Below are 21,388 nucleotides of genomic sequence, written 5' to 3'. Positions count from 1 at the left end.
CGGATGGACCCAGACACGCGCGCGCTCGCGGCCCTGACGCCCGCCGGCCCCATGCCGGACGAGGCCGCGCAGGGCTGGGCGGCCCTGGGCCGCGGGGAGTGGAAGCAGGCGCAGGTCCGGTTTGAGGCGGCCCTTGCGGAGGCCGACACTCCCGAAGCGTGGGAGGGTCTCGCCTGGGCGGCGTGGTGGCTCGACGACATCCCCGCGATCTTCGAGGCTCGCGAACGAGCCTACCGGCTCTATCGCAGGCGCGGCGACTGCCGCGGCGCGGCGCGCTCCGCCACGTGGCTCGGTCTCGATCACGTCGATTTTCGCGGCCAGTCGGCCGTCGCGAGCGGCTGGCTCCGGCGCGCCCACCGGCTGTTGGAGAAGACTCCGCAGTCCCCGGAGCATGCCTGGCTCATGACGTTTGACGCGCACCACTGGCCTTGGTGAGTCAAGGCCGGATCCACGACGGGATGCACCTCCTCGACGAAGCCGCCGCGGCGGCCTCGGCCGGTGAGATCGGGGACCTGCAGGCCGTCGCCTTGACGAGCTGTTACATGATCTACGCCTGTGATCGTGTGCGCGACTATCCGCGCGCCGCGCAGTGGTGCGACCGTCTCACGGACTTCTGCCGGCGCTGGCGTCTCAGCATGCTGTTCGCGGTGTGCCGGATCCAGTATGCGGGCGTGCTCATCTGGCGCGGCGAGTGGGCGGCGGCGGAGCGTGAGATCACCGCCGCCGCCCGGGAATTGGCGGTGATCCGCCCGGCGCTCGGTCTCTCTGCGACGGCTCGGCTGGCCGAGCTCCGGCGGCGTCGGGGGCGCTGGGACGAGGCCGCGCGGTTGTTCGGGCAGGCGGAAGCCTCCACCGCCGCGCTGCTGTGGCGGGCGGAGCTCGCCTTGGATCAGGGCGACGCCGCCGCGGCCTGACTTGCCGCGCCGCGCCTAACTCCGCGCTCGGCCCCGAAACAGCCGCCGCTCGAGCGCCGCGAGGCCGCTCGTGGAGAGCAGGCCGAGGACGGACAGGACGGCGATTCCCGCAAGCAGGCGCGCCGTCTGCATCAGATCGCCAGCATAGAGAATGAGGTAACCGATGCCGGCGGTCGCGGCGATCATCTCGGCGGAGACGACCAGCAGCAGAGACATCCCGGCGGCGAGGCGCAGGCTCGCGAAGACCATCGGGACGGACGCCGGCAGCTGCACTTTCGTGATGATGTGCAGGCGGCCGGCGCCGAGACTCCGCGCCGCCCGGACGAGCAGCGGATCGACGTCGCGAATGGCACTCATCGTCCCGATGGCGACGGGAAAGAACGCGCCCACGGCGATGACGGCGATTTTCGGCGCTTCGCCGATGCCCAGCCACAGGATGAGGAGCGGCAGCAGGGCGATTTTCGGAATCGGGTAGATGGCGGCGATGAGCGGGTCGGCCACCGCCTCTGCCGGCCGCGAGACGCCCGCCAACACCCCCACGATCAGGCCGGCGGCGCTCCCGAGCGCGAACCCGGCGGCGATCCGGCCCAGGCTCGCGCCGAGACTCCGCCACAGGTCGCCCGTGGAGGCCAGATGGGCGAGCTCGCCGGCAACGGCCTCCGGCGACGGCAGAAACACCGCGGGGACCGCGTGTGATCGGGCCAGCGCCTCCCATGCGGCGAGCAGGCCCACAATCGACCCGATCCGCAACACCCGGTGCCCGCGCCCGCCCCGAGACGCAACCGGCCGGGCCTCGAGCGTGATGACTTCGCGGGAACCGCCGGGGCGCCCGGCCGGCGGCAGAGCGGCCTCACCGATGACCGGCGCGGCGTCGGGTCGCGAGGGCGCGGCCACGTCAGTCCGCCTCCTGCATCGCCGTCCGGGCCTCATCGCGGATCATCGACCAGACCTCGTGCGTGAAGCGGCCGAAGGCGGCGTCGGCGAGGATGGTTTCGCGCCGCGGGCGTTCGAACGGGACCGGCAGGACGGCGCGCACCCGGCCGGGCCGCCGGGACAGCACGGCGATCCGGTCCGCCAGGTAGACCGCCTCCTGGATGTTGTGCGTGACGTACAGCACCGTCTTACGCGTGCGCTCCCAGATGGCCAGGATTTCGTCCTGCATCAGCTGCCGCGTCTGCGCGTCGAGCGCGGACAGCGGCTCGTCCATCAACAGCACCGCCGGATCGACGCACAGGGCGCGGGCGATGCCGACGCGCTGCCGCATACCGCCCGACAACTCGGACGGATACCGGGTCTCGAACCCGTCGAGGCCGACCAGGCGGACGTACTCGCGCGCGCGCCGGTCGCGCTCCGCGGCGGGGACCCGCCGCACCTCCAGGCCGAACGCGACGTTGTGGAGCACCGTGCGCCATTCGAAGAGGGCGAATTCCTGGAAGACGAGCGCGGTCAGGGGCCGGTCCGCGCGCTCGCCGTCGAACACGATGCGCCCGGCAGACAGCGGAAGGAGTCCGGCGGCCAGCAGCAGCAGCGTGGACTTTCCGCACCCGCTCGGGCCGATGATCGCGAGAAATTCCCCGCTGCCGACGGTCAGGTCGACGCCGGCGAGGGCGTCGATCGCGCTTCCGTCCCGGCGCGCGTACCGCTTCGTGGTCTGCTCGAACCGGATCTCCACGCGACCGCTACGGCCCCAGCGATCGAACGGCTTCGGTGACGAAACCGGTGTCCACGAACTGGTTGAGCGGCACGTACCGGGTCGCCATGCCGTTGGCGACGTACCACGCCTCCTGCCGCTCGAGATCGAGGAGGTAGAGACGGGCGTCACGGTCGATGTACGGCAGCGACTTGGCGACGGCCGGTTCCGTCTGGTCGATGGCGCGGGCCGTGACGGCGACGATCGACGCGCACGACCCCCGCGGCGGCCGGCGAAGGCACGCGTCGAAATAGTCGCGCGTCGCGCGGACGTATGCGCGCATGAACCGCACGCCCAGGGCGTGATCCTGGGTGAGCCGCCGGCCGTAGAACACACCCGTAACCTGGTTGACGAGCCGGTCGCCGACGTAGAAGAGGATCTTGCCCCAGCCGTCCTGCTCAGCGGCCGCGCCCCACGGCGGCGAGAGCAGCGCGGCGGCGATCTGGCCGGTGCGCAGCGCCTCGGCGACGAGGCTCACCTCCCGCAGCGGCACCAACTGCACGTCTTGGAGCGTCATCGATTCCCGCTCCAGGAGTTTCGCGATCTGGTAGTGGAAGGTCGATCCGAGCGTGGTGATGCCGATCCGTTTGCCGCGCAAATCCCGCAGCGACCGGACGCCGGACGTATACGTCGCCTTGGTGACCACGACGGCGTTGAGGGGGTAGCCCGGACGCTCCTGGCCCCGGTCCGCGACGAGGTAGATCTTCCCGCCGCCCGCGGCCAGGTTGAACAGCGTCCCGGTAATCCCCGTCGCACCGACGTCGATGTCGCCGGTGACCGTGGCCGTGGCGACCGGAGCGGCGGCGCCGAAGTACGTGAACTGGACCTGAAGGCCCTCCTGACGAAAGTACCCCCTCTCGACGCCCCAAAAGAGCGGGGCGCCCCCGACCAGTTTCAAGGTCCCGACGCGGACCGCCGCGGGCGCCTGCGCCACGGCGCCGGACGTGGTAATCGTCACGGCGAGGGCGGCGGCGATCACGACGGTCGTGAAAGCCGAGCGATGCACTGAGTCTGCCTCCTGTCTCATGGTGCCGATGGTGATCACCGGCCGATCGGCTGTCACCCAACGTTCGGTGCCCGGCAAACGGCCCCTGCCCGGGCGGCGCCTCGCGGACGTGACCCGGCGGTGACGGAGCCGTGCGACGCTGGTGGAATATTATAGAGCACTAGAAGGCGAGAACAGGGGGCCGGGCATGACCGACTTGGGGCGTTACATCCTCGAGGAGTGGGCGGAAGATTACCGTGAAGGCCGCCTGGGACGGCGAGAATTCCTGCGCCGGGTCGTGATCTTCGGCGGCGGCGCGCCGCGGGGGGCGAGCGTGCTCGCCGCGCTCGGGATCGTGGCTTCAGCCGAAGAGGTCGCGGCCGCCGCCGGCGCGCCCGCGCCTCCGGCCGTCGTGGCCGCGGCACCCGCGGTGGCGCCGGACGATCCGACGCTCGAGACCCGAATGGTCTCGTTTCCCGGCACGCCGCCGGGCCCGCGGACGGTGATCGGGTACCTCGCGCAGCCCAAGGGCGCGTCGCACGCGCCGGGCGTGGTCGTGATCCATGAGAACCGCGGCCTCGTCGGTCACATCCAGGACGTCGCGCGCCGCCTTGCCAAGACCGGGTACGTCGCCCTGGCGCCCGATCTCATGTCCGGCGCCGGCGGCACGGACAAGGTCGCCGATCCGGCCGAGATCGCGGCGACGCTTGGCCAGATCCCGCCCGAGCAACTGGTGGCGATGCCGGCGGCCGGGCTGCGCTATCTGCAGTCGCTCCCGTCCGCCCGCGCCGACCGGATCGGCGCCGTAGGGTTCTGTTTCGGGGGCGGGGTGACGTGGCGCCTGGCGACCGCGGTGCCCGACCTCCGAGCCGCGGTCCCATTTTACGGCATCAATCCGCCGCTCAAAGACGTGTCGAACATCCGCGCCGCGGTACTCGCCCTGTACGGCGCACTCGACGCGCGGGTCGACGCGGGCATTCCGGCAATCCGCGGCGCGATGGACGCCGCCAAGGTGGTGTACGAGATCGTCGTCGAGCCCGGCGCCGGTCACGCGTTCTTCAACGACACGGCGCCGAGCTATCACGCCGAGGCCGCGCAGGACGCCTGGACGCGGTTGCAGGTTTGGTTCGGACGGTATCTGCGGAGCGCCTGACAGACGTCAATGTCAACGCCTCCGAATGCGGCAGATGGACACGTGCGGGTGCTTGCCGACGGCAGGCGCATCCCCGTGCTCGCCCTCGGCGTCTGGCAGGTACCCAACGGGCCCGGGTGCGTCAGGGCCGTACGCTGGGCGTTAGACGCCCGATACCGACACATTGATACCGCTCAGATCTACGGCAACGAAGAAAGCGTCGGGCGGGCGCTGAGGGACAGCGGCGTGCCGCGCGAGGAAGTGTTCCTCACGACAAAGTTTGATCCGGCACGCAAGGACCCGGCTGCGGAGGCTGAGCGCAGCCTGAGACGGCTCGGCGTCGACTACGTCGACCTGTACCTCGTCCACTGGCCACAGGGTGGTGCAACCCGGGCGTGGCCGGGTATGGAGCGGACTCGTGAACTCGGCTACGCACGTTCGATCGGCGTTTCCAACTTTGGCGTTCACGAGTTGGAGCAGGTGCTGGCGGCGGCTACCGTAGCGCCGGTGGTCGACCAAGTGCAGTTCAGTCCGTTTGAGCACCGCCGCGCACTGCTCGACGCGGCGAAGGACCGCCGCATCGCGGTGGAGGCGTACAGCCCCCTCGGGACCGGCCGGCATCTCCGGAACGATACGGTTCGGCGGGTCGCATCGCGAGCCGGCCGCACACCGGCTCAGGTGTTGCTTCGCTGGTGCCTGCAGCACGGCCTTATCGTGCTCCCCAAGTCCACGCATCGCGAGCGCATCGAAGAGAACGCCCAGATCTTCGACTTCACGCTCTCGGACCGAGACATGGCGGCGCTGGACGCGCTCGACCGGGCGGGCGGCACCGACCGGGCCCTCGAAGACAGGTGGTGGTGAGGCGGGCGGCATTCCGGTGGTCGCGTGTCGGAAACCGAGCCGCCGCACAAGACCTATCAGCAGTGGATGCTCGCGCAATCCCCGCGCGCGACCGGCGCGCGGGCGGGCGGCAGCCTATACGGCGGGCAGCGTCCCGATAACTCGACCGACCGCGCGATCGAGCGCCTCGACGGTTTGGCCGATCTCCCGCTCGCCGTGGGCGATGCTGAGGAAGCCGCCGCTCCCGAAGATGTGGACGCCCTCGATCAACGCTGCGAGGGCCAACGCGGTGTAGGCCGCGGTCTGGCGCTGGCCCTTGAGGTCCTCGGGGCTGAGCGCGGCGATCGACGCCGGATCGCCCGGCCGGAGACGTTCGTCGAAGGCAAGATGGAACGTCGATGAATCGCCGTAGGCGATCCCGCACACGCCGTGGCGGGCAAGGACGGCGTTGACGTCGCGGCGCAACGCCGCGGCCGTGCGATCGCAACCCTCCTGTACCGTCGCGTCGCGCACGATGTCGAGGCACGCGACGCCGGCGGCCGCGGACACCGGGTTGGCGTTGAATGTGCCCGGATGACGCAACTGCCGCCGCGGCCCACCGGACAGCGCGATCAACTCCAGCAGATCTCGCCGCCCGGCCACCGCCCCGCCGGGCAGGCCCCCCGCGACGATCTTGGCCATCGTCGTGAGGTCCCCGCGAATCCCCGCCAGTTGCTGGACGCCCCCCGGCGACCACCGGAAGCCGGTGATCACCTCGTCGACGATGAGAAAGACGTCGTGCGCGGCCGTCACCTCGTCCAGGCCGCGCAGAAAATCGAGCCTCATCGGGACCGATCCGAACGAGGCGCCGCTCGGCTCGACGATGACGGCGGCGACGTCGCGATCGTGCCGCAGCGTTTCATCGAGCACGGCGAGGTCGGGCGGCAGCACGAGCGTGTCCGCCGCCGCGGCGGGGGTGACCCCGGCCGGCACGTCGTCCCACGGCGGGGCCTGGCCGGGCGAGACCGCGTCGTGCCACCCGTGGAAGTGCCCCTGGAACTTGACGAGCTTCGTCCGGCCGCTCGCGGCCCGCGTCACCCGGAGGGCCAGCAGCGTCGCCTCGGTGCCGGAACTTGTGAACCGCACCATCTCGGCGCCGGGCACGAGGCGCGTGATGCGGTCCGCCCATTCGAGCTCGCCCTCGTGGTTGGCCCCGTAGTGTGTGCCGAGTCCGACCTGCCGGCGCACCGCCTCGACGATCGCCGGGTGAGCGTGTCCCAGGATCAGGGCCCCGTGGCCCATCGCGTAGTCGATGTACTCGTGACCGTCGACGTCCCACTTGCGGGCGCCTTCGGCGCGGGCGATGTAGGGCAGGAACGGAGTGAACTGCCTCGACTCATGGGTGATGCCGCCGGGGAGGACGCCCCCGGCGCGCTCGAAGAGGGCGCGCGACCGCGGCCTCGCCTGCGTGTATTCTGCGGTGAGATCGGTCGGCAGCACTCTCGTCTCGGCCATACGGCACGCTCCTTTGCCCGGCCCGCACGGACCGGACCGCAAGAAGTATTTGGCCCGGTCGCTCTGGAATCCCTGGTCGGCGGAATCCGTTCCTGCCGCCGTCCGCGGCGTTGACGGCGGGACCGCCGGCGGTCGAAAGAGGAGGCAAATCGATGGATTACGCGTCGCTGTTCCGGCTCGACGGCCGGGTGGCCCTCGTGGTGGGCGCCGCCTCCGGGATCGGGCAGGCCTCGGCGCGCGCGCTCGCGGCGCTCGGTGCCCACGTCGTGTGCGCGGACGTCGACCGGGGAGGTGCTGAAGCCACGGCGCGCCTCATCGTCGAGGCGGGGAGCGGGGCCAGCGCGGACCAGGTCGACATCGCGCGGGAATCGGACGTCGTGCGCCTGTTTTCGACCGTGGCGGACCGGCACACGGCCCTCGACGTCTGCGTCGTGACCCCTGCCGTGAACGCGCGCAAACCCGTGCTGCAGTACACGTCGGAGGATCTCGACCGGGTGATCGGCGTCAACTTGAAGGGGACCTTCTACGTCCTTCGCGAAGCCGGCCGGCGCATGGCGGAGCGCGGCCGCGGCAGCATCATCGCGTTTGCCTCCATTCGCGCCGTGCAGGTCGAACCGGGGCAAAGCGTCTACTCCGCGACGAAGGCCGGCATCGCGCAGCTCTGCCGGACGCTCGCCGCGGAGCTCGGGCCGCGCGGGGTGCGCGTGAACGCCGTGGCCCCCGGGGTCGTGGATACGCCGCTGACGCGGCAAATTGCGAAGGACGAGGCGTGGCACCGCGCCTACGCCGAGCGCAACGCGCTCGGCCGCTGGGCCTCCCCCGACGAGATCGCCGGGCCGGTGGCGTTTCTGGCCTCGGACGCGGCGAGCTACATCACCGGGTCCGTCCTGTTCGTCGACGCGGGATGGACCGCCATCGACGGGCGGTTCACCCCGCCCCTGTAGCGGCCGCGAGCGTGCCTCGCGGGCGCCGCTGACCGATTCCACCGGGGGGTGACGACGCGAACGTGGGCCCGGAGATGAGCTTTCATTGGGAGATGCTGAGCGACAGCCGCCGGAACGACGCGTACCGCGCGGCCATCCTCGAGACCGCCCCCGGCCGCGTCGTCTACGACGTGGGCGCCGGCGTGGGCCCGATGTCGCTGTATGCCCTCCAGGCGGGGGCGCGGCGCGTCTACGGTATCGAAGCGGACCGGGACGCGTACCAGCAACTCCGGCGGCTCGGCCGCCGGTTTCCTCAGTTCGTGCCGATCCGGGGCGATGCCGTGCGGGGACCGCTCCCCGGGGAACCGCCGGACGTGGTGGTATGCGAGATGTGGTCGTCCTGGCTGAGCGACTGGCCCATGGTGCAGGCCCTCAACCGTTTCCGGCGGTACGCGCCGCGGTGCACGGTCATCCCGGTGCGGGGCCATCACGTCCTGCAACTCGGCTACGCCGATCATGGTGTCGGCCCGGAGCTCGACTTTCCGCCCGGGACGTACGCGGCGATCTTCGGGGAGCCCGGTGCGATCGAGGAGATGTCGTTGCCGGTGCTGGCCGCGACCACCGACTTCAACCGCACGATCGCGCCGATCGACACGACGGTGTCCCTCACACCCCTGGCGAGCGGGGCCGTCAACACCCTGCGGCTGTGGAGTTACGAAGAGGTGCGCGACGGCCATCCGTCCCCCCGTGCGGGAACACGCGGGGACGTGCTCATCCGCTGGATCCGGCCCGTGCGCGTGACGCGCGGGCGCCGGGTCCGGGTCCGCATCCGGCACCGCTGGGACGTCGGTTTTCGGGTGGCCGTGCTGTGAAGGATCTCGCCGCATCGCGGGTGGCCATCGCGTCACCCGAGGCGCTGGCCCGGGACATGGCGGCGGTGGTCGGCCCGGCGTACGTCTTTCGGCATTCCTCGGACGTGCTCGCCTACGAGTACGACGCGTCCAATCTCACCGCGCCCCCCGACCTGGTCGTGCTGCCGGGCAGCGCCGCCGAGGTGGCCGAGGTCCTCGCCGTCGCGGCGCGCCATCAGGTACCGGTGACGGCCCGCGGGGCGGGGACGGGCATCGCCGGCGGCGCGCTCCCGATTGTCGGCGGCGTCGTCGCCGCCCTCACTCGGCTGGACCAGATCCCGGCGATCGATCTCGACAACCGGTTCGCCGTGGTGGAGCCGGGCGTCACGAACATCGACATTACCCGCCGAGTGTCCGGCGACGGCTACTTCTACGCGCCCGATCCGTCGAGCCAGTACGCGAGCAGCATCGGCGGCAACGTCGGCCACAACTCGGGCGGCCCGCACACGATCGCCTACGGCGTAACGTCGAACCACATCCTCGCGCTGGAAGTCGTGCTGGCGGACGGCACGCGGGTGCGCACGGGGGGCCCGGCCCCGGATGCGCCGGGGCTCGACCTCACGGGGCTCGTCGTCGGGAGCGAAGGGACGCTCGGGGTCGTGACACGGATCTGGGTGCGCCTGCTCCGCCGGCGCGAGGCCGTCACGACGCTGCTCGCCATTTTCCCGGACCTCGATCGCGCGAGCGAGGCCGTGACCGAGATCATCGGACGGGGCGTCGGCCCGGTCGCGCTCGAAATGCTGGACCGGAACACGATCCAGGTGGTCGAGCCGTTTGTCCACGCCGGCTACCCGCTCGACGCGGAGGCGGTGCTGCTCATTGAGGTCGAGGGCCTGCGCGGCGTGCTCTGCCGCTCGGCCGAGGTCATCGAGTCGATATGCCGCTCGCGCGGCGCGACCGAGGTGCGCGCCGCCCGGTCCGAGGACGAGCGGGCCGCGCTGTGGCTGGGCCGCAAGGCGGCGTTCGGCGCGATGGGCCGGATCGCGGTCAACTACTATCTGCACGACACGGTCGTGCCGCGATCGCGGCTGCCGGAGGTGCTGCGCGCGGTTCAGGCGGTCGCCCGCCGCGAGCGGCTGACCGTCGCGAACGTGTTTCACGCGGGCGACGGCAACCTCCACCCGATCATCATCTTCGACGCGCGCGTGCCGGGCGAGACGGAGCGGGTGATCCGCGCCGGCGAGGAGATACTCCGGCTGGCCGTGGACGCCGGCGGGACGATTTCGGGCGAGCACGGCATCGCCTTCGAAAAGAACAACTACATGCCGTGGATCTACACCGGCGCGGACCTCGGCGCGATGCGCCGGGTCAAGGACGTGTTCGATCCGGACGGGCGCATGAATCCGTGGAAGATGTTCCCGACCCCGATCTCGAGCGCGGACGTGCTGCTCGCGCCCACCCGAGTCCCGGCGGGCGACGGGTGGTGGGTGTAGGAGGCCGCGGGGCTCACCGGCGCGGCGCCGCGCTCCGGATCACGCCGACCACGTCGCCGACGGCATCGACCAGCCGGACGAACTCGAGGTCTCCCGGCTCGATTCTGACGGCCTCCGGCAGGCGGTCCAGCACGGCGCGCCACTCCGGCCCCACGAGCACGAGCGGCCGCCGGGGGATCGAGTCCGTCTGGAACAAATTCCACGTGAGGGCCACTTCGCCGAGTGTCCCCAGGCCGCCGGGCATGGCGACGTAGGCATCGGTCGCCGTGAGGGTCGCGATGCGCTGGAAGAGGTCCGGCGTCGCGACCTCGTCGGTGACCCACCGGTTGGGGCGGATGCGGGCCGCCCAGGACGACACGGTGACGCCGACCGCGCGGCCGCCGGCCTCGACGGCGCCCCGGCTGACGGCCTCCATGACGCCGGCGTAGCCGCCCGTGTAGACCGTGTAGCCCGCTTCCGCGAGCAGGCCTCCGAGCCGCTGCGCCTCGCGATACGCCGGGTCTGCGGGCAACAATCTCGATGAGCCGAAGACGGTCACGCGGCCGGACATGACGGGATCCTCCTCGCGTTTCGCTACTCTGGCATAATAGAAAGGCGACCGGGCTGACGCAGACACGGAGGCCACCGCATGCCGGATCGACACGATCGCGGCCGACGTCGCGGCCCGCGGGGCGGGTTGCGGCCGGCCGCCCTTGCGTTCACGCTGGCGGCCGCCCTCGTCTTGGGGCTGCCGGCGCGGGGTCCCGCCGCCACCCACCCGGTGGCCGGCGTGGCGGAATTCTACGCCGTCGGCACGCTGCCCCTGTTCGCGCTGACCGATCCGGAGCGCTACTGCGCGGATGCCTTGACCGCCCTGGCGGCGCGCGCCGGCGCAGACGTCCTCACGGTCCTGCCGCGCGCCGAGATGCACCGCGCGGAGGCCGCGCTCGGCTGGCGCACGTCCGACGCGCTCAGTTTCGGCCGGCTCGGGGCCCTGGCGCAGGCGGTCCGCGCCGATCGGCTGATCGTGGGATGGATCAAACAGGCGGAGGCGTATCCTCAGAGCTTCTTTGAGTTCGACGGGCACGCGGTGCTGGACACGCAGGTCTTCGACGCGCGCCAGAGTCGCATCACATGGCAGCGTGAGACAGAAGGATACGGTATAGCTCCGGCGCGCGGTCTCGCCCTGGAGGAGGCTCTGGACAACGCGCTCGCTCGCGGCGTCCGCGCCGCCGTCACCGCCGCGTCCGCACCACCGCCGTAAGGGGGAGACGATCCGTGGCCGACGAGCATGATCTCAGACGGCGTCTGGTTGTGTTGTTGCAGGGGGGCAGAGCCCACGTCGCGTTTGACAAGGCGGTCGCGCGTCTGCCCGAAGCGCTGCGCGGACGCCGGCCGCGCGGCCTCCCGTACTCGCCCTGGCAGCAGGTCGAGCACATCCGGATCACTCAGGCCGATATTCTCGGGTACACGCGCGATCCCAAGCACCCGTCTCTCGCCTGGCCGGAGGAGTACTGGCCGAAGCGTCCGTCGCCGCCGTCACGCGCGTCGTGGGACCGTAGCATCAAGGCGTATCGCGCCGACCGCCAGGCGTTCTGCGACCTGGTGATGGATCCTGCCGCCGACGTGCTCGCGCCGCTCCCGCACGATCCGGAGGTCAACATCGTGCACATGGCCCTGCTGGCCGCTCAGCACACGTCCTATCACGTGGGGCAGTTGCTCGTCATCCGACGCCTGTTGGGCGCCTGGAGCGGTTAGGCGTCGTCGGGCCGGGTGGGAGACCATAGCCGAGGGGAAGGTGATTTCGCGCACCGGGACCCTGCGCTGGCGGGGTGCCTGCGCGCGCTCGCGACCGGGTCGCGCCTCGTCTTCGTCGCCGGGCTGCCCGGCACCGGCAAGAGTCTCGTCATCCGGGCGCTGGCCGGCTACGCGGCCGCCGCCGGCCGGGCGGTGCACACGCTGCAGTGGGATGTCGTGCGGCCGGCTTTCGAGGTCGCGCCGGCGGGGCGCCGATATCCGCTGGCCGACGGGGTGACGCACGTCGTCATTCGCAAGGCGGCCGGGCTGTGGGTGCGGGCGGCCGTGGCGTCCTGGAACGCGGCGCATTCGGGCGCCGTGCACGTGCTGATCGGAGAGGCACCGTGTGCGGGCGGGCGATTCGTCGAACTGGCCCGTCCGGCGCCCGATCACGCCGAGCCCGTCTTGGCGGCGCCGTCGTGCCGGTTCGTGGTCCCCGTGCCGTCCGGCGAGGTGCGGGCGTTCATCGAGGCGGAGCGCGATCGCCGGATGGCCCAACCGCTGCATCCGCGAGAGCGTGACGATGCGCCGAGCCATGTCCTCCGCGCGTTGTGGGCCGATCTCGCCGGCGTCGCGCAGACGCTGGGGCTGCGGCCGGCGCGCGAGACGGCCGGGGTTGGCTACGATCCCGCGCTCTACGAAGCCGTCTATCGCCGCGTGCTGGCGCGGCGGCACACCGAGACGCTCCCCCTCACGCGGGTGCTGCCGGTCGCGGGCGTCTCCCCGTACGACGTGGGCGTCCCGGTGTCGGAACTTGTGCCGTCCCCGCCCGAGATCGAGACGGCCATCCACGCCGTCGAAGCGGAGTATCCGGATCCGGCCCGACTTGCCGCGGAGATGGATCGCTGGTACCTGTCACCGCCGTGACGGCGTGGCCAGGCGCTCGTCGTGCCATGCCTTCGGGACGGGGGCGGTGAGGGGGGCGTAGTGTTCGGGGCGGCGGCGCCCGAAGAAATTCCACCGCTCGCGTGCCTCGCGGGACTGCTCCAGATCGATCTTCGCCGCGACAAGCTCGTCGCCGGTGGTGGCGGCCTCTGCATGACGAGGTCGTTCAGCGCGAGCGCCTGCGGGGCGGCCGGCGTATTGTACCCGATCAGCACCACGTCGGCCCCGCGGAGCCCGAGGCAGCGGTACGTTTCGCTGTAGCGGCGGTCCTGGCAGATCGCGATCCCGATGCGCGCCGGTCCGGTCTCGAACACCCGATAGCCGGTGTCGCCGGGATCGAAGTAGCAGGGTTCGTGCGCGCGTCCGGGGATGCCGGGCCACGACCTGGGCCCGCTCCGCGATCGCCTCGTCCATGAGCCGCAGCATGCGCGCGACGATCGTTTCGACGGGCGTCCCGTCGTTGTTCGGGCCCATCTGCGCGGCGGCGACTCTCAGATATCGGGCCCTGGGATCTCCTCCTCAGCGTGTCCGGCCGCGCGGCGGGACCCGACCGGGCGGCACCGGGGGCGGCACCGTTTGGTTCGGCTACACCCGAGCGCGACCTCCCGCCTCGTGCGGTGGAGGTGTGGACCGGACACCGCGCCAATACCGGATCGGTCGTGTCGCGGGACGGTCGTCCGGCCGCTCTTTCGCCCGCCACACGCGCCAGGGGGCCTCTATGTTTCCACAGCTGCACGCGTTCACCGACGTCGCGCTCCTGCTGCTCCGGCTCATGGTGGCGGTGGTGTTCGTCAACAGCGGCTGGAGCACGCTCAGGGATCCGGCGGCGCGCGCCAAGGATCTCGGGCTCGGCGGCCCGTTCACGGTGTGGCTGGGGGTCGCCGAGGGCCTCGGCGGGCTCGCGGTCGCCTTCGGAGTCCTGATTCAGCCGGCCGCGGCCGGCCTGATCCTGATCAACGCGGGGGCGATCTACAAGAAGATTTTTGCCTGGCACACGGGATTTTGGGGCGACGCGGCGGCCGGCTGGAGCTACGATCTCATCATGATAGTCATGAGCCTCGTGATCCTCACCACGGCCGGCGGCCGATTCGTGGTCTGGGGATAGGGGAGCCTCCGGGATCTCGAGGCGGTGAGAGCGATGGACCGGAAGCGATGGGCGGCGGTCGACGCGTATATCACCGGTCTCCTCGTGGAGCCCGATCCGGGCTTGGACGCGGCGGTCGCCGCCCGCGCCGCGGCGGGGCTGCCGGCGCACGACGTTTCGCCGAATGAGGGCAAGCTGCTCTATCTCCTTGCGAGCATCCAAGGTGCGCGGGCGATTCTCGAGATCGGGACGCTGGCCGGCTACAGCACGATATGGCTCGCCCGCGCGCTGCCACCGGACGGACGGCTTGTCACCCTGGAGGGCGATCCGCGGCGCGCCGACGTTGCCCGCGCCAACGTCGCCCGCGCCGGGCTGACCGGCGTGGTCGACGTCCGCGTGGGACCGGCGCTTGACACGCTCCCGCAGGTGGCGGGCCCGTTCGATCTCGTCTTCATCGACGCCGACAAGCGCAACAATCCAGGCTACCTCGAGTGGTCGCTCAGGCTGTCCCGTCCCGGCACGTTGATCATCGCCGACAACGTGGTGCGCGGGGGCGCGGTGGCCGACCGGGCCAGTCCCGATCCGGATGTCCAGGGCGTTCGCCGATTCAACGAGCTGATCGCGGCCGATTCGCGTCTAACCGCCACGGCGATTCAGACCGTCGGCGCCAAGGGGTGGGACGGGTTCGCACTGGTCCTGGTGGCCGGAGACCGGGGGCGCTAGGCGGGAGGCAACCGAAGGGGGCTGTGTGATCTCTGCGCAGAAGGGGACCGCCGGCGTGGACCGTCCATGCTCCATGCTTTGTGGTCACAATGTGCTAAGATGTAGTCATTACACGTAGGGCGAGGAGAGTATGGCCACGGTGGGCGTCCGCGAACTGAAGGCGCGCCTGAGCAGTTACTTGAAGCGGGTGAAATCGGGTGAACGCCTTGTCGTAACCGAACGCGGGCGGCCGGTTGTGATCGTGAGCCCCATCGCCTCCGCCGCGCACACGGTGCGGCTTCAGGCCATGCTGAGGGCGGGGGCCGCCCGGTGGGCCGGCGGCAAGCCGCGCGGGTCCGCGAAGCCGGCCCGTCTCCTGCGCGGGCGGCCGGTTGCCGAGGCCGTCATCGAGGAACGCAGGTGATCTTGTATCTCGACGCCAGTGCGTTGGTGAAGCTCTACATCGACGAAGACGGCGCGACCGTCGCCCGGAGTGCGGTGCGCGACGCGGAGATCGTGGCGACGTGCGAGATCGCGTACGTGGAGGCACGCGCGGCGTTGGCCCGCCGCTACCGGGAACGGGCGTTGAGCCGGTCGGGATACCGCGGGGCGATCCGCGACCTCGAAGCCGACTGGCCGCAGTTTTTCCTTGTGGCGGCGCGCGGGCCGCTGATTCGGGAAGCCGCCGCCATCGCGGAGCAGTATGCGCTGCGTGCGTACGATGCGCTGCATCTGGCGGCCGGCGTTGCGACCAAGGGTGACGCGACCGAAGACGTCCTCTTTGCCTGCTGGGATCCGAACCTCTCGGCCGCGGCTGTGAAGACGGGTCTGAGGGTGTTGCCTGAGTAGTCGCAGTCATGCACGGGCAAAGAGACGAATCCCGGGAAGCGGACCGGACAATGACGGTTGCGGGGTGGAGACATGAGCGTGGACGTGGGTAAGGTCCAGGTCTTGGCCAGGAACTGGTGGGCGCTCGCGCTTCGCGGTGTTTTCGCCATTGTGTTCGGGCTGATCGCCCTGCTGGCACCGGGCGTGACCCTGGTCGCCCTCGTGATCCTCTTCGGCGCATACTCGCTCGTCGACGGGTTTTTCGGCATCATCGCGGCGGTGCGGGCGGCGGAAGCCCGTCACCGCTGGGGCTGGCTTGTCGTGGAGGGCATCGCCGGCGTCCTGACGGGGATCATCACCCTGGTGTGGCCGGCGATCACCGCCATCGTCCTTCTGTACCTGATCGCGTTCTGGGCACTGGTGACCGGTGTCCTCGAACTCATCGCCGGGTTTCATCTGCGGGGGCATCTCGCCGGCGAGTGGATGCTGCTCCTGGGCGGCGCGGCGTCGGTCATCTTCGGGATCATCTTGATCATTCACCCGCTGGCCGGGGCGCTCGCGCTCTTGTGGCTGATCGGAATCTACGCGATTGTGTTCGGACTGCTGGGCCTGATCCTGGCGTTCCGTCTGAGGGGACGCATGACGGCCCCCGCCGTCTAGGCACCGCCGAAGGAGACGAGCATGCAGGCGATATGGCGCGGTCAGGTGATCGCGGCGAGTGATCGCACCGTCGAGGTGGGCGGGTACCGGTACTTCCCGCGGGAGACCGTGCGGATGGATCTCCTGCAGGCGGTGCCGAAGACGGAGAGCGACCTGGCCTGCCCGCACGGCGTGCAGTTCTACGACGTCGTCGGGGACGCCGCCCGGAGCGATCGGGCCGCATGGTCGTACGAAGCGCCCCGCGCATCGATGAAGCGGGTGGATCATTGGATGGGTTTCTGGGAGGACGTCGAGATCCGGTGACCGCGTGAGACCGATGGACCCGGTGGATGCATTCCACACACTGGACGTGCGGGTGGGCCGGATCACGGCCGCGGAACCCTTGCCCGGCGCAAAGAAGCCCGCATACCGGCTGACGATCGACTTCGGGTCGCTCGGCGTCCGCGGCTCGAGCGCTCAACTCACGGACTTGTATCGTCCCGAGCAGTTGGTGGGCCGGTCGATCATCGCCGCCGTGAATCTCGGCGCGCGCCGCATCGCCGGTTTCGCCTCGGAAGTGCTGGTGCTCGGGGTGCCGGACGCCGAAGGCCGTGTCGTACTCCTGTCGACGGAGCGCGACGTACCCCCTGGTGGCCGGATGTTCTGACGGCCAGTGAGGTCTCCGCCCGGCCCCCGCCGCGGCCGAGATTCTAACAGTCTTCGAACAAGAATGGTTTTTCGTCGAAATGATCGAATACGCCGGTTGAACAAGGGCGCGAACCTCCAACCTGTGTTTCCATAACGACGTGAGGATGCGGGCCGCGATGGTTGCGACGATGCGTGACGTGGCAAAGCGAGCGGGCGTTTCCCTGGCCACGGTGTCCTATGTACTCAACAATGGGCCCCGCCGCGTCGGTGCCGCCCGACGGGAACGGGTTTGCGCGGCGGCACACGAACTCGACTATCAGCCCCGCGCGTCTGCGCCGCGCCGGGTGCTGGTGATCGGCGTCGTTGTCCCGGATGTGACGAATGCCTTCTTCGCGCGGGCCGTCCAGGGCATCGAAGACGTGCTGCGTCCCGCGGGTCACCTCGTCGTGGTCGGATCGAGCGGGGAAGATCCTGTCCGCGAGCGGCATCTGATCCAGTCACTCGTCCGGCGGGGTGTCGCCGGCCTGGTCCTGACACCATGTGCGGAGATCTCTCGCGAGGCCGGGCGGCTGGGGCGACGGGTCGCCCCAATGGTGATCATGGACCGCGAGGGCGGCTCGACCGGCCTGAACCGGGTGACCATGGACAATTATCGGAGCGCTTTTCAAGCGGTGCGCCTGCTGTGGGAGAGCGGCCATCGCCGCATCGGGCTCGTCAACGGTCCGGATCGTATCGATACCGCGCGCGAGCGGCTACGCGGCTATACCGAGGCGCTCGCGTTCGCCGGGCTTCCGTTCGATCCCGGGCTCGTGCAGAGCGGGGCGTTCAGCTTCGAACACGGGCTCCACGGCACACGGGCGCTGCTCGGCCTGCCCGAGCCGCCGACCGCGGTGTTCAGCAGCAGCACGATCCTGACGGCCGGCATGATGTGGGCGCTCCGCGAGCACCGGCTGCGGGTGCCGGACGACATCGCCGTGGTGGGGTTTGGCGACACGATTTGGGCGCCGCTCGTGACCCCGCCGCTTACCGTGATCGAGCAACCGAGCCGGTTGATGGGGGAGACGGCCGCACGGCTGCTGCTCGCGGCCATCTCCGGCGAGCCCTCGGCAGGCGACCAAGCCGTCGTGCTGGAGTCGCGTCTGATCCTACGGGAATCCCACTGGCGCGTGACACAGCCGGCTCTCGCGAATGGACCCGTGGCAGCCGGCTCGGGGGCCTGAGTTCGTGACGTTTGCTCCCCCGGGGCACGATTCCTTCGAGCTGAGCGCGTTCGGCGACGAAGTGGCGGACGGCCTCGACGCCCAACTCGCCGCCCTGCGCGGCGAGGACGTTCGCTTTCTGGAGGTCCGCGCCGTGTCGAAGACGAGCGTCGTCGATCTGCCGGACGAGGCGCTCGACCGGATCCGCGAGCGCCTCGCCGAGGCCGGGGTCGGCGTCTCCGCGATTGCGTCCCCGGTGGGGAAGACGCCGATCCATGAAGACTTCGGCGTGGAGCGCCGCCGGTTGGCCCGCGCGGCGGAGGCCGCCCGGCGTCTCGGGACCGCGCAGATCCGCGTGTTCTCGTTTTTCATTCCCGATGGGCGCTACGACGCCCACCGGGATGAGGTACTCCGGCGCATGGCCGTCCTGGCCCGGGACGCCGGGTCCCGGGAGCTGACGCTGGTCCACGAAAACGAGTCGTACGTCTATGGCGACACACCCGCACGGTGCCGCGACCTCATCGAGGGGGTCGGCTCTCCGGCGCTGCGTCTGGCATTCGATCCCGCCAACTTTGTTCAGGTGGGCGTTCGGCCGTATGCGGAGGCGTGGCCGCTCCTCGAGCGGTACGTCGCGCACGTGCACGTCAAGGACGCGGTCGCGGTGGACCGGGCCGGCCTGGCGCCCTATCCGGCGCCGGTCCCGCACGACCGGCTGATGGACGCCGTGCGCTTGCCGGGCGAGGGCGCGGGCGAACTGCGCCCGCTGCTTCGCGCGCTGGCCGGGCGCGGGTACGGCGGTTTTCTCGTCATCGAGCCCCACCTGCAGCGCCGGCTGCCGGATCAGGACGGACCGAGGCGCTTTGGGGCCGCGGTGGCATCCCTGCGCGCTCTTCTGCGAGAGGAGGTGGCGGCGACCATCGGGAGATCCGACTGAGACGAAGAGGAGGACGCGAGATGGACGATACCGGGAAGTCTCGTAAGAAGCGTCTTGGACCGCGAGCCGGGACACTCACCCGCCGCCGATTCTTGAAAGTGAGCGGCGCGGGCGTGCTGGCCGCGACGTTGCTGCCCGCGCGCCGGGCGCGCGCCCAAGGCGGTACTGCGATCTCGCTCTTCGTGGGGAAATTCAACGCCAATCCCCAGGCCCAGATCCAGGTCATGGAGACGGTCAAGGCCGCCTTCGAAAGGCTGCACCCCGGCGTCACCATGACCTACGACACGTATGCGACGGCGGGCGAAGAACTGACGAAACTGGAAACCGCGGCCGCCGCCCACGAAGGCCCGGACGTCTTCGAGTTCGGCTCGACCCTCGTCCCGACCGCGTATGCGACCGGGGCGTTCGACGTGATCACCCCGGCGATGTGGGGGCACCTCGGCGGCCAGACCGCGTTCTTCAAGCCGCAGCTCGCGATGAGCGGCCCGTCCGCGGATCGGCTGATCGCCGTGCCGGAGTTCGCCAACCCCTTTGCGATGGTGTACAACACCCGGATGTTCAAAGAGGCGGGGATCGCCAAGCCGCCCGCCACCTGGACCGAGTTCGTGGACACGGCGAAGAAGTTGACCGTGCCCGGAAAGAACCAGTGGGGAACCGTGGTGGATCCGTCCGACGGCTTCGATCCCTGGCACATGGTCTGGCTCTTTGCCACCCAACTCGGCGGCCGGCTCATGGACGCAACGGGAACAAAGGGTCTCCTGGACGCGCCGCTCGTCGTCGAGGCGTCGTCGTTCTGGCTGGACTGGATGGCCAAATTCCAGATCGCGGCCCGTGCCGACGCCACGTACCGGGGGCCGGACGCCCTCCACGCGTTTGCGAACGGGCAGGCGGCGATGTGGGTGATGCAGGGTCCCGGTGCGATCCCAGTGCTCGACAAGTCTCCGGTGGCCAAGGAGTACGCCTGGACGCCCGATCCCTACGTGCCGTACGGCATGACCGGAGTGCCGGCCGGGGGCAAACCGGCCCAGGGCTTCGTCGCGGGCCAGTACCTCTGCATCTTCAAGTACGGCAAGAACAAGGACCTGGCGCTCGATCTCATCCGGCTCATGACGAGCCCGGCCATTCAGTATCAGTTCCTGACGAAATTTGGACAGCTCCCGGTCACCCTGCGGACGTTCGACGCCCACCCGGAAGCCAAGCAGCCGCCCTGGAACATCTTCTACACCGCCGAGCAGCACGCGTACCCGACGCCGTTCTTCGGGTCGTGGGGGCAGCTCGAGGTCGTGGTCGGCCATGCGATCAACAAGATCGCGGCCCAGATCGCCACGAAGGGATCGTACACGCGCGGCGACCTGAAGCAGGCGCTGACCCAGGCGAACGCGGAGCTGGAGGCCTCGCTGAAGCAGCACAAGTGACGGGCCGCCATGCGGCACATCGCCTCGCTGTCGGAAGAATCCCGCGCCCGCGCCGCGGGCGCCGCGCGGCCCGGCGCGGGCGCCGCGGTCGCGCCTCCGTACGCGCTCATGGTCCCGAGCGTCGTCCTGCTGGCGGTGGTCGTCTGGCTGCCCATGCTCTGTGCGCTCTACATCAGCACCACCGCGCTCAACCAGTACACGATCACGAACTGGCTGCACGCGCCGTTTGTCGCGCTGCGCAATTACGTCGACGGCCTGAACCCCAGAGGCCCGCTCACCGGCTCGCTGCTCAACTCGATTCGCGTCAGCCTGGCGTTTGCCGTGCTCACGACGGTGTGCATTACGCCGATCGCGGTCGGCGGCGCGGTGCTGTTCAACGGCCGCGTGTGGGGGCGGGGCGTCTTGCGCGCGATCATGCTCCTGCCCTATGTCATCCCGACGTTTGTCAACGCGATCCTGTGGCGGCTCGTGTTCATGAGCGATTGGGGCGTGGCGGATCGCCTCCTGTCGGCGCTGCGCCTGGCCGGCCCGAACACGTTCTGGCTGATCGGCCCGAACGCGTTCTGGGCGATGATCGTCGCCGACGTCTGGGCGGCGTGGCCGTTTGTCTACTTGATGTCTCTCGCCGCGCTCCAGACGATTCCGGAAGAGCTCTATGACGCCGCGAGGATCGACGGCGCCGGCGGCGCCCGGGCATTTCGGCACGTCACGCTGCCGCTCATCCGGCCGACGCTCAACCTGGCGCTGGTGCTCTCGACCATCAACCATTTCAACAATTTTTCGCTGCCGTTCGTGATGTTCGGCGCCAGCCCGCCGGACTCGGTGAACGTCCTGCCGCTCAACATCTACGTGAGCTCGTTCATCACCTTCAACTTCGGCCTGGGCGCCGCGATGTCGATGATCGCCTTGGTCATCATCCTGACGCCGGCGGTCTTCTACCTGCGGGCCGCCAGGGT

The 21,388-nt window shown here is 70.3% G+C and carries 27 protein-coding genes and 1 pseudogene; 22 read left to right on the top strand and 6 right to left on the bottom strand.

What is annotated here, in order from left to right; genetic code table 11:
• Positions 1–3: 3 nt before the first annotated feature.
• Complete coding sequence (locus VGZ23_11120; GenBank protein HEV2358143.1) at positions 4–435, top strand: hypothetical protein; 432 nt, start codon at positions 4–6, stop codon at positions 433–435.
• Between the two features lie 23 nt (positions 436–458).
• A complete protein-coding gene (locus tag VGZ23_11115; GenBank protein HEV2358142.1) occupies positions 459–914 on the top strand; it encodes a hypothetical protein in 456 nt (151 codons plus the stop codon).
• A gap of 15 nt (positions 915–929) precedes the next feature.
• Here VGZ23_11115 and VGZ23_11110 read toward each other — a convergent pair whose 3' ends face one another.
• The 3 genes from VGZ23_11110 to VGZ23_11100 are packed head-to-tail and all read right to left on the bottom strand — an operon-like array spanning position 930 to position 3,610.
• Positions 930–1,808: an ABC transporter permease gene (locus VGZ23_11110; protein ID HEV2358141.1), complete on the bottom strand. Its 879-nt coding sequence runs from the start codon at positions 1,806–1,808 to the stop codon at positions 930–932.
• 1 nt (position 1,809) lies between these two features.
• Positions 1,810–2,586 (bottom strand): ABC transporter ATP-binding protein, encoded by a 777-nt coding sequence (locus tag VGZ23_11105; protein HEV2358140.1) that lies wholly within the window; start codon positions 2,584–2,586, stop codon positions 1,810–1,812.
• Between the two features lie 7 nt (positions 2,587–2,593).
• Complete coding sequence (locus VGZ23_11100) at positions 2,594–3,610, bottom strand: ABC transporter substrate-binding protein (protein HEV2358139.1); 1,017 nt, start codon at positions 3,608–3,610, stop codon at positions 2,594–2,596.
• Between the two features lie 187 nt (positions 3,611–3,797).
• Between VGZ23_11100 and VGZ23_11095 the strand changes: the two genes are divergently transcribed.
• Both VGZ23_11095 and VGZ23_11090 read left to right on the top strand, forming a co-directional pair.
• Positions 3,798–4,742 carry a dienelactone hydrolase family protein gene (locus VGZ23_11095; protein HEV2358138.1) on the top strand — a complete coding sequence of 315 codons (945 nt, stop codon included), beginning with the start codon at positions 3,798–3,800 and terminating at the stop codon, positions 4,740–4,742.
• Positions 4,743–4,784: 42 nt separating this feature from the next.
• Entirely contained in the window at positions 4,785–5,582 is a 798-nt protein-coding gene (locus VGZ23_11090; protein ID HEV2358137.1) for an aldo/keto reductase, read from the top strand.
• Between the two features lie 114 nt (positions 5,583–5,696).
• Here the strand turns inward: VGZ23_11090 and VGZ23_11085 are convergent, their stop codons facing one another.
• Positions 5,697–7,055, bottom strand: a complete 1,359-nt coding sequence (locus VGZ23_11085) for an aminotransferase class III-fold pyridoxal phosphate-dependent enzyme (protein ID HEV2358136.1) — start codon at positions 7,053–7,055, stop codon at positions 5,697–5,699.
• A gap of 152 nt (positions 7,056–7,207) precedes the next feature.
• Here VGZ23_11085 and VGZ23_11080 point away from each other — a divergent pair, with 152 nt between their 5' ends.
• The 3 genes from VGZ23_11080 (at position 7,208) to VGZ23_11070 (ending at position 10,322) form a co-directional block, all read left to right on the top strand.
• Positions 7,208–7,999, top strand: a complete 792-nt coding sequence (locus VGZ23_11080) for an SDR family NAD(P)-dependent oxidoreductase (GenBank protein ID HEV2358135.1) — start codon at positions 7,208–7,210, stop codon at positions 7,997–7,999.
• Between the two features lie 74 nt (positions 8,000–8,073).
• On the top strand, positions 8,074–8,850 hold the full coding sequence (locus VGZ23_11075) for a methyltransferase domain-containing protein (protein ID HEV2358134.1): 777 nt from the start codon (positions 8,074–8,076) through the stop codon (positions 8,848–8,850).
• Positions 8,847–10,322, top strand: a complete 1,476-nt coding sequence (locus tag VGZ23_11070; protein ID HEV2358133.1) for an FAD-linked oxidase C-terminal domain-containing protein — start codon at positions 8,847–8,849, stop codon at positions 10,320–10,322. Before VGZ23_11075 ends, VGZ23_11070 begins: the two co-directional genes overlap by 4 nt.
• A gap of 13 nt (positions 10,323–10,335) precedes the next feature.
• Here the strand turns inward: VGZ23_11070 and VGZ23_11065 are convergent, their stop codons facing one another.
• On the bottom strand, positions 10,336–10,872 hold the full coding sequence (locus VGZ23_11065; protein ID HEV2358132.1) for an LOG family protein: 537 nt from the start codon (positions 10,870–10,872) through the stop codon (positions 10,336–10,338).
• Between the two features lie 78 nt (positions 10,873–10,950).
• Between VGZ23_11065 and VGZ23_11060 the strand changes: the two genes are divergently transcribed.
• The 4 genes from VGZ23_11060 to VGZ23_11045 are packed head-to-tail and all read left to right on the top strand — an operon-like array spanning position 10,951 to position 13,244.
• A complete protein-coding gene (locus tag VGZ23_11060; protein ID HEV2358131.1) occupies positions 10,951–11,565 on the top strand; it encodes a hypothetical protein in 615 nt (204 codons plus the stop codon).
• Between the two features lie 14 nt (positions 11,566–11,579).
• A complete protein-coding gene (locus tag VGZ23_11055; GenBank protein HEV2358130.1) occupies positions 11,580–12,059 on the top strand; it encodes a DinB family protein in 480 nt (159 codons plus the stop codon).
• A 15-nt stretch (positions 12,060–12,074) separates the two neighbouring features.
• The gene (locus tag VGZ23_11050) at positions 12,075–12,965 is read left to right on the top strand and encodes a hypothetical protein (GenBank protein ID HEV2358129.1); all 891 of its coding nucleotides are present in this window, start codon (positions 12,075–12,077) and stop codon (positions 12,963–12,965) included.
• Positions 12,966–13,025: 60 nt separating this feature from the next.
• A complete protein-coding gene (locus VGZ23_11045) occupies positions 13,026–13,244 on the top strand; it encodes a hypothetical protein (GenBank protein ID HEV2358128.1) in 219 nt (72 codons plus the stop codon).
• Here VGZ23_11045 and VGZ23_11040 read toward each other — a convergent pair.
• Positions 13,244–13,297, bottom strand: a pseudogene (locus tag VGZ23_11040) (hypothetical protein). The gene VGZ23_11045 and the pseudogene VGZ23_11040 sit on opposite strands and share 1 nt — an antisense overlap.
• 404 nt (positions 13,298–13,701) lie before the next feature.
• On the opposite strand from VGZ23_11040, the gene VGZ23_11035 reads away from it, so the two are divergent.
• The 11 genes from VGZ23_11035 to VGZ23_10985 form a co-directional block, all read left to right on the top strand.
• The gene (locus VGZ23_11035) at positions 13,702–14,088 is read left to right on the top strand and encodes a DoxX family protein (GenBank protein HEV2358127.1); all 387 of its coding nucleotides are present in this window, start codon (positions 13,702–13,704) and stop codon (positions 14,086–14,088) included.
• Positions 14,089–14,121: 33 nt separating this feature from the next.
• Positions 14,122–14,790 carry an O-methyltransferase gene (locus VGZ23_11030; protein HEV2358126.1) on the top strand — a complete coding sequence of 223 codons (669 nt, stop codon included), beginning with the start codon at positions 14,122–14,124 and terminating at the stop codon, positions 14,788–14,790.
• A 130-nt stretch (positions 14,791–14,920) separates the two neighbouring features.
• Entirely contained in the window at positions 14,921–15,193 is a 273-nt protein-coding gene (locus VGZ23_11025; GenBank protein ID HEV2358125.1) for a type II toxin-antitoxin system prevent-host-death family antitoxin, read from the top strand.
• Positions 15,190–15,618 (top strand): type II toxin-antitoxin system VapC family toxin, encoded by a 429-nt coding sequence (locus tag VGZ23_11020; GenBank protein HEV2358124.1) that lies wholly within the window; start codon positions 15,190–15,192, stop codon positions 15,616–15,618. The genes VGZ23_11025 and VGZ23_11020 overlap by 4 nt, the downstream gene beginning before the upstream one ends.
• Positions 15,619–15,696: 78 nt before the next feature.
• On the top strand, positions 15,697–16,257 hold the full coding sequence (locus VGZ23_11015; protein HEV2358123.1) for an HdeD family acid-resistance protein: 561 nt from the start codon (positions 15,697–15,699) through the stop codon (positions 16,255–16,257).
• 21 nt (positions 16,258–16,278) lie between these two features.
• Complete coding sequence (locus VGZ23_11010) at positions 16,279–16,560, top strand: DUF427 domain-containing protein (protein ID HEV2358122.1); 282 nt, start codon at positions 16,279–16,281, stop codon at positions 16,558–16,560.
• Positions 16,561–16,573: 13 nt separating this feature from the next.
• Complete coding sequence (locus VGZ23_11005; GenBank protein HEV2358121.1) at positions 16,574–16,903, top strand: tRNA-binding protein; 330 nt, start codon at positions 16,574–16,576, stop codon at positions 16,901–16,903.
• Positions 16,904–17,081: 178 nt separating this feature from the next.
• A complete protein-coding gene (locus tag VGZ23_11000; GenBank protein HEV2358120.1) occupies positions 17,082–18,104 on the top strand; it encodes a LacI family DNA-binding transcriptional regulator in 1,023 nt (340 codons plus the stop codon).
• A 4-nt stretch (positions 18,105–18,108) separates the two neighbouring features.
• On the top strand, positions 18,109–19,017 hold the full coding sequence (locus VGZ23_10995; GenBank protein ID HEV2358119.1) for a TIM barrel protein: 909 nt from the start codon (positions 18,109–18,111) through the stop codon (positions 19,015–19,017).
• Positions 19,018–19,037: 20 nt separating this feature from the next.
• The gene (locus tag VGZ23_10990) at positions 19,038–20,432 is read left to right on the top strand and encodes a sugar ABC transporter substrate-binding protein (protein HEV2358118.1); all 1,395 of its coding nucleotides are present in this window, start codon (positions 19,038–19,040) and stop codon (positions 20,430–20,432) included.
• 9 nt (positions 20,433–20,441) lie between these two features.
• The coding region (locus tag VGZ23_10985; protein ID HEV2358117.1) for a sugar ABC transporter permease at positions 20,442–21,388 on the top strand (947 nt) is incomplete at its 3' end.

This window comes from bacterium (assembly GCA_035945995.1).
In the GTDB taxonomy this organism is placed as follows: domain Bacteria; phylum Sysuimicrobiota; class Sysuimicrobiia; order Sysuimicrobiales; family Segetimicrobiaceae; genus DASSJF01.
This window is presented reverse-complemented; position numbering and strand designations above follow the sequence as displayed.

Bases quoted from the DNA above. Each gene is read 5' to 3' on its own strand.
- VGZ23_11120 (HEV2358143.1), top strand. From the start codon at position 4: ATGGACCCAGACACGCGCGCGCTCGCGGCCCTGACGCCCGCCGGCCCC.
- VGZ23_11115 (HEV2358142.1), top strand. From the start codon at position 459: ATGCACCTCCTCGACGAAGCCGCCGCGGCGGCCTCGGCCGGTGAGATC.
- VGZ23_11095 (HEV2358138.1), top strand. From the start codon at position 3,798: ATGACCGACTTGGGGCGTTACATCCTCGAGGAGTGGGCGGAAGATTAC.
- VGZ23_11085 (HEV2358136.1), bottom strand. From the start codon at position 7,055: ATGGCCGAGACGAGAGTGCTGCCGACCGATCTCACCGCAGAATACACG.
- VGZ23_11080 (HEV2358135.1), top strand. From the start codon at position 7,208: ATGGATTACGCGTCGCTGTTCCGGCTCGACGGCCGGGTGGCCCTCGTG.
- VGZ23_11075 (HEV2358134.1), top strand. From the start codon at position 8,074: ATGAGCTTTCATTGGGAGATGCTGAGCGACAGCCGCCGGAACGACGCG.
- VGZ23_11065 (HEV2358132.1), bottom strand. From the start codon at position 10,872: ATGTCCGGCCGCGTGACCGTCTTCGGCTCATCGAGATTGTTGCCCGCA.
- VGZ23_11060 (HEV2358131.1), top strand. From the start codon at position 10,951: ATGCCGGATCGACACGATCGCGGCCGACGTCGCGGCCCGCGGGGCGGG.
- VGZ23_11035 (HEV2358127.1), top strand. From the start codon at position 13,702: ATGTTTCCACAGCTGCACGCGTTCACCGACGTCGCGCTCCTGCTGCTC.
- VGZ23_11030 (HEV2358126.1), top strand. From the start codon at position 14,122: ATGGACCGGAAGCGATGGGCGGCGGTCGACGCGTATATCACCGGTCTC.
- VGZ23_11025 (HEV2358125.1), top strand. From the start codon at position 14,921: ATGGCCACGGTGGGCGTCCGCGAACTGAAGGCGCGCCTGAGCAGTTAC.
- VGZ23_11010 (HEV2358122.1), top strand. From the start codon at position 16,279: ATGCAGGCGATATGGCGCGGTCAGGTGATCGCGGCGAGTGATCGCACC.
- VGZ23_11005 (HEV2358121.1), top strand. From the start codon at position 16,574: ATGGACCCGGTGGATGCATTCCACACACTGGACGTGCGGGTGGGCCGG.
- VGZ23_10990 (HEV2358118.1), top strand. From the start codon at position 19,038: ATGGACGATACCGGGAAGTCTCGTAAGAAGCGTCTTGGACCGCGAGCC.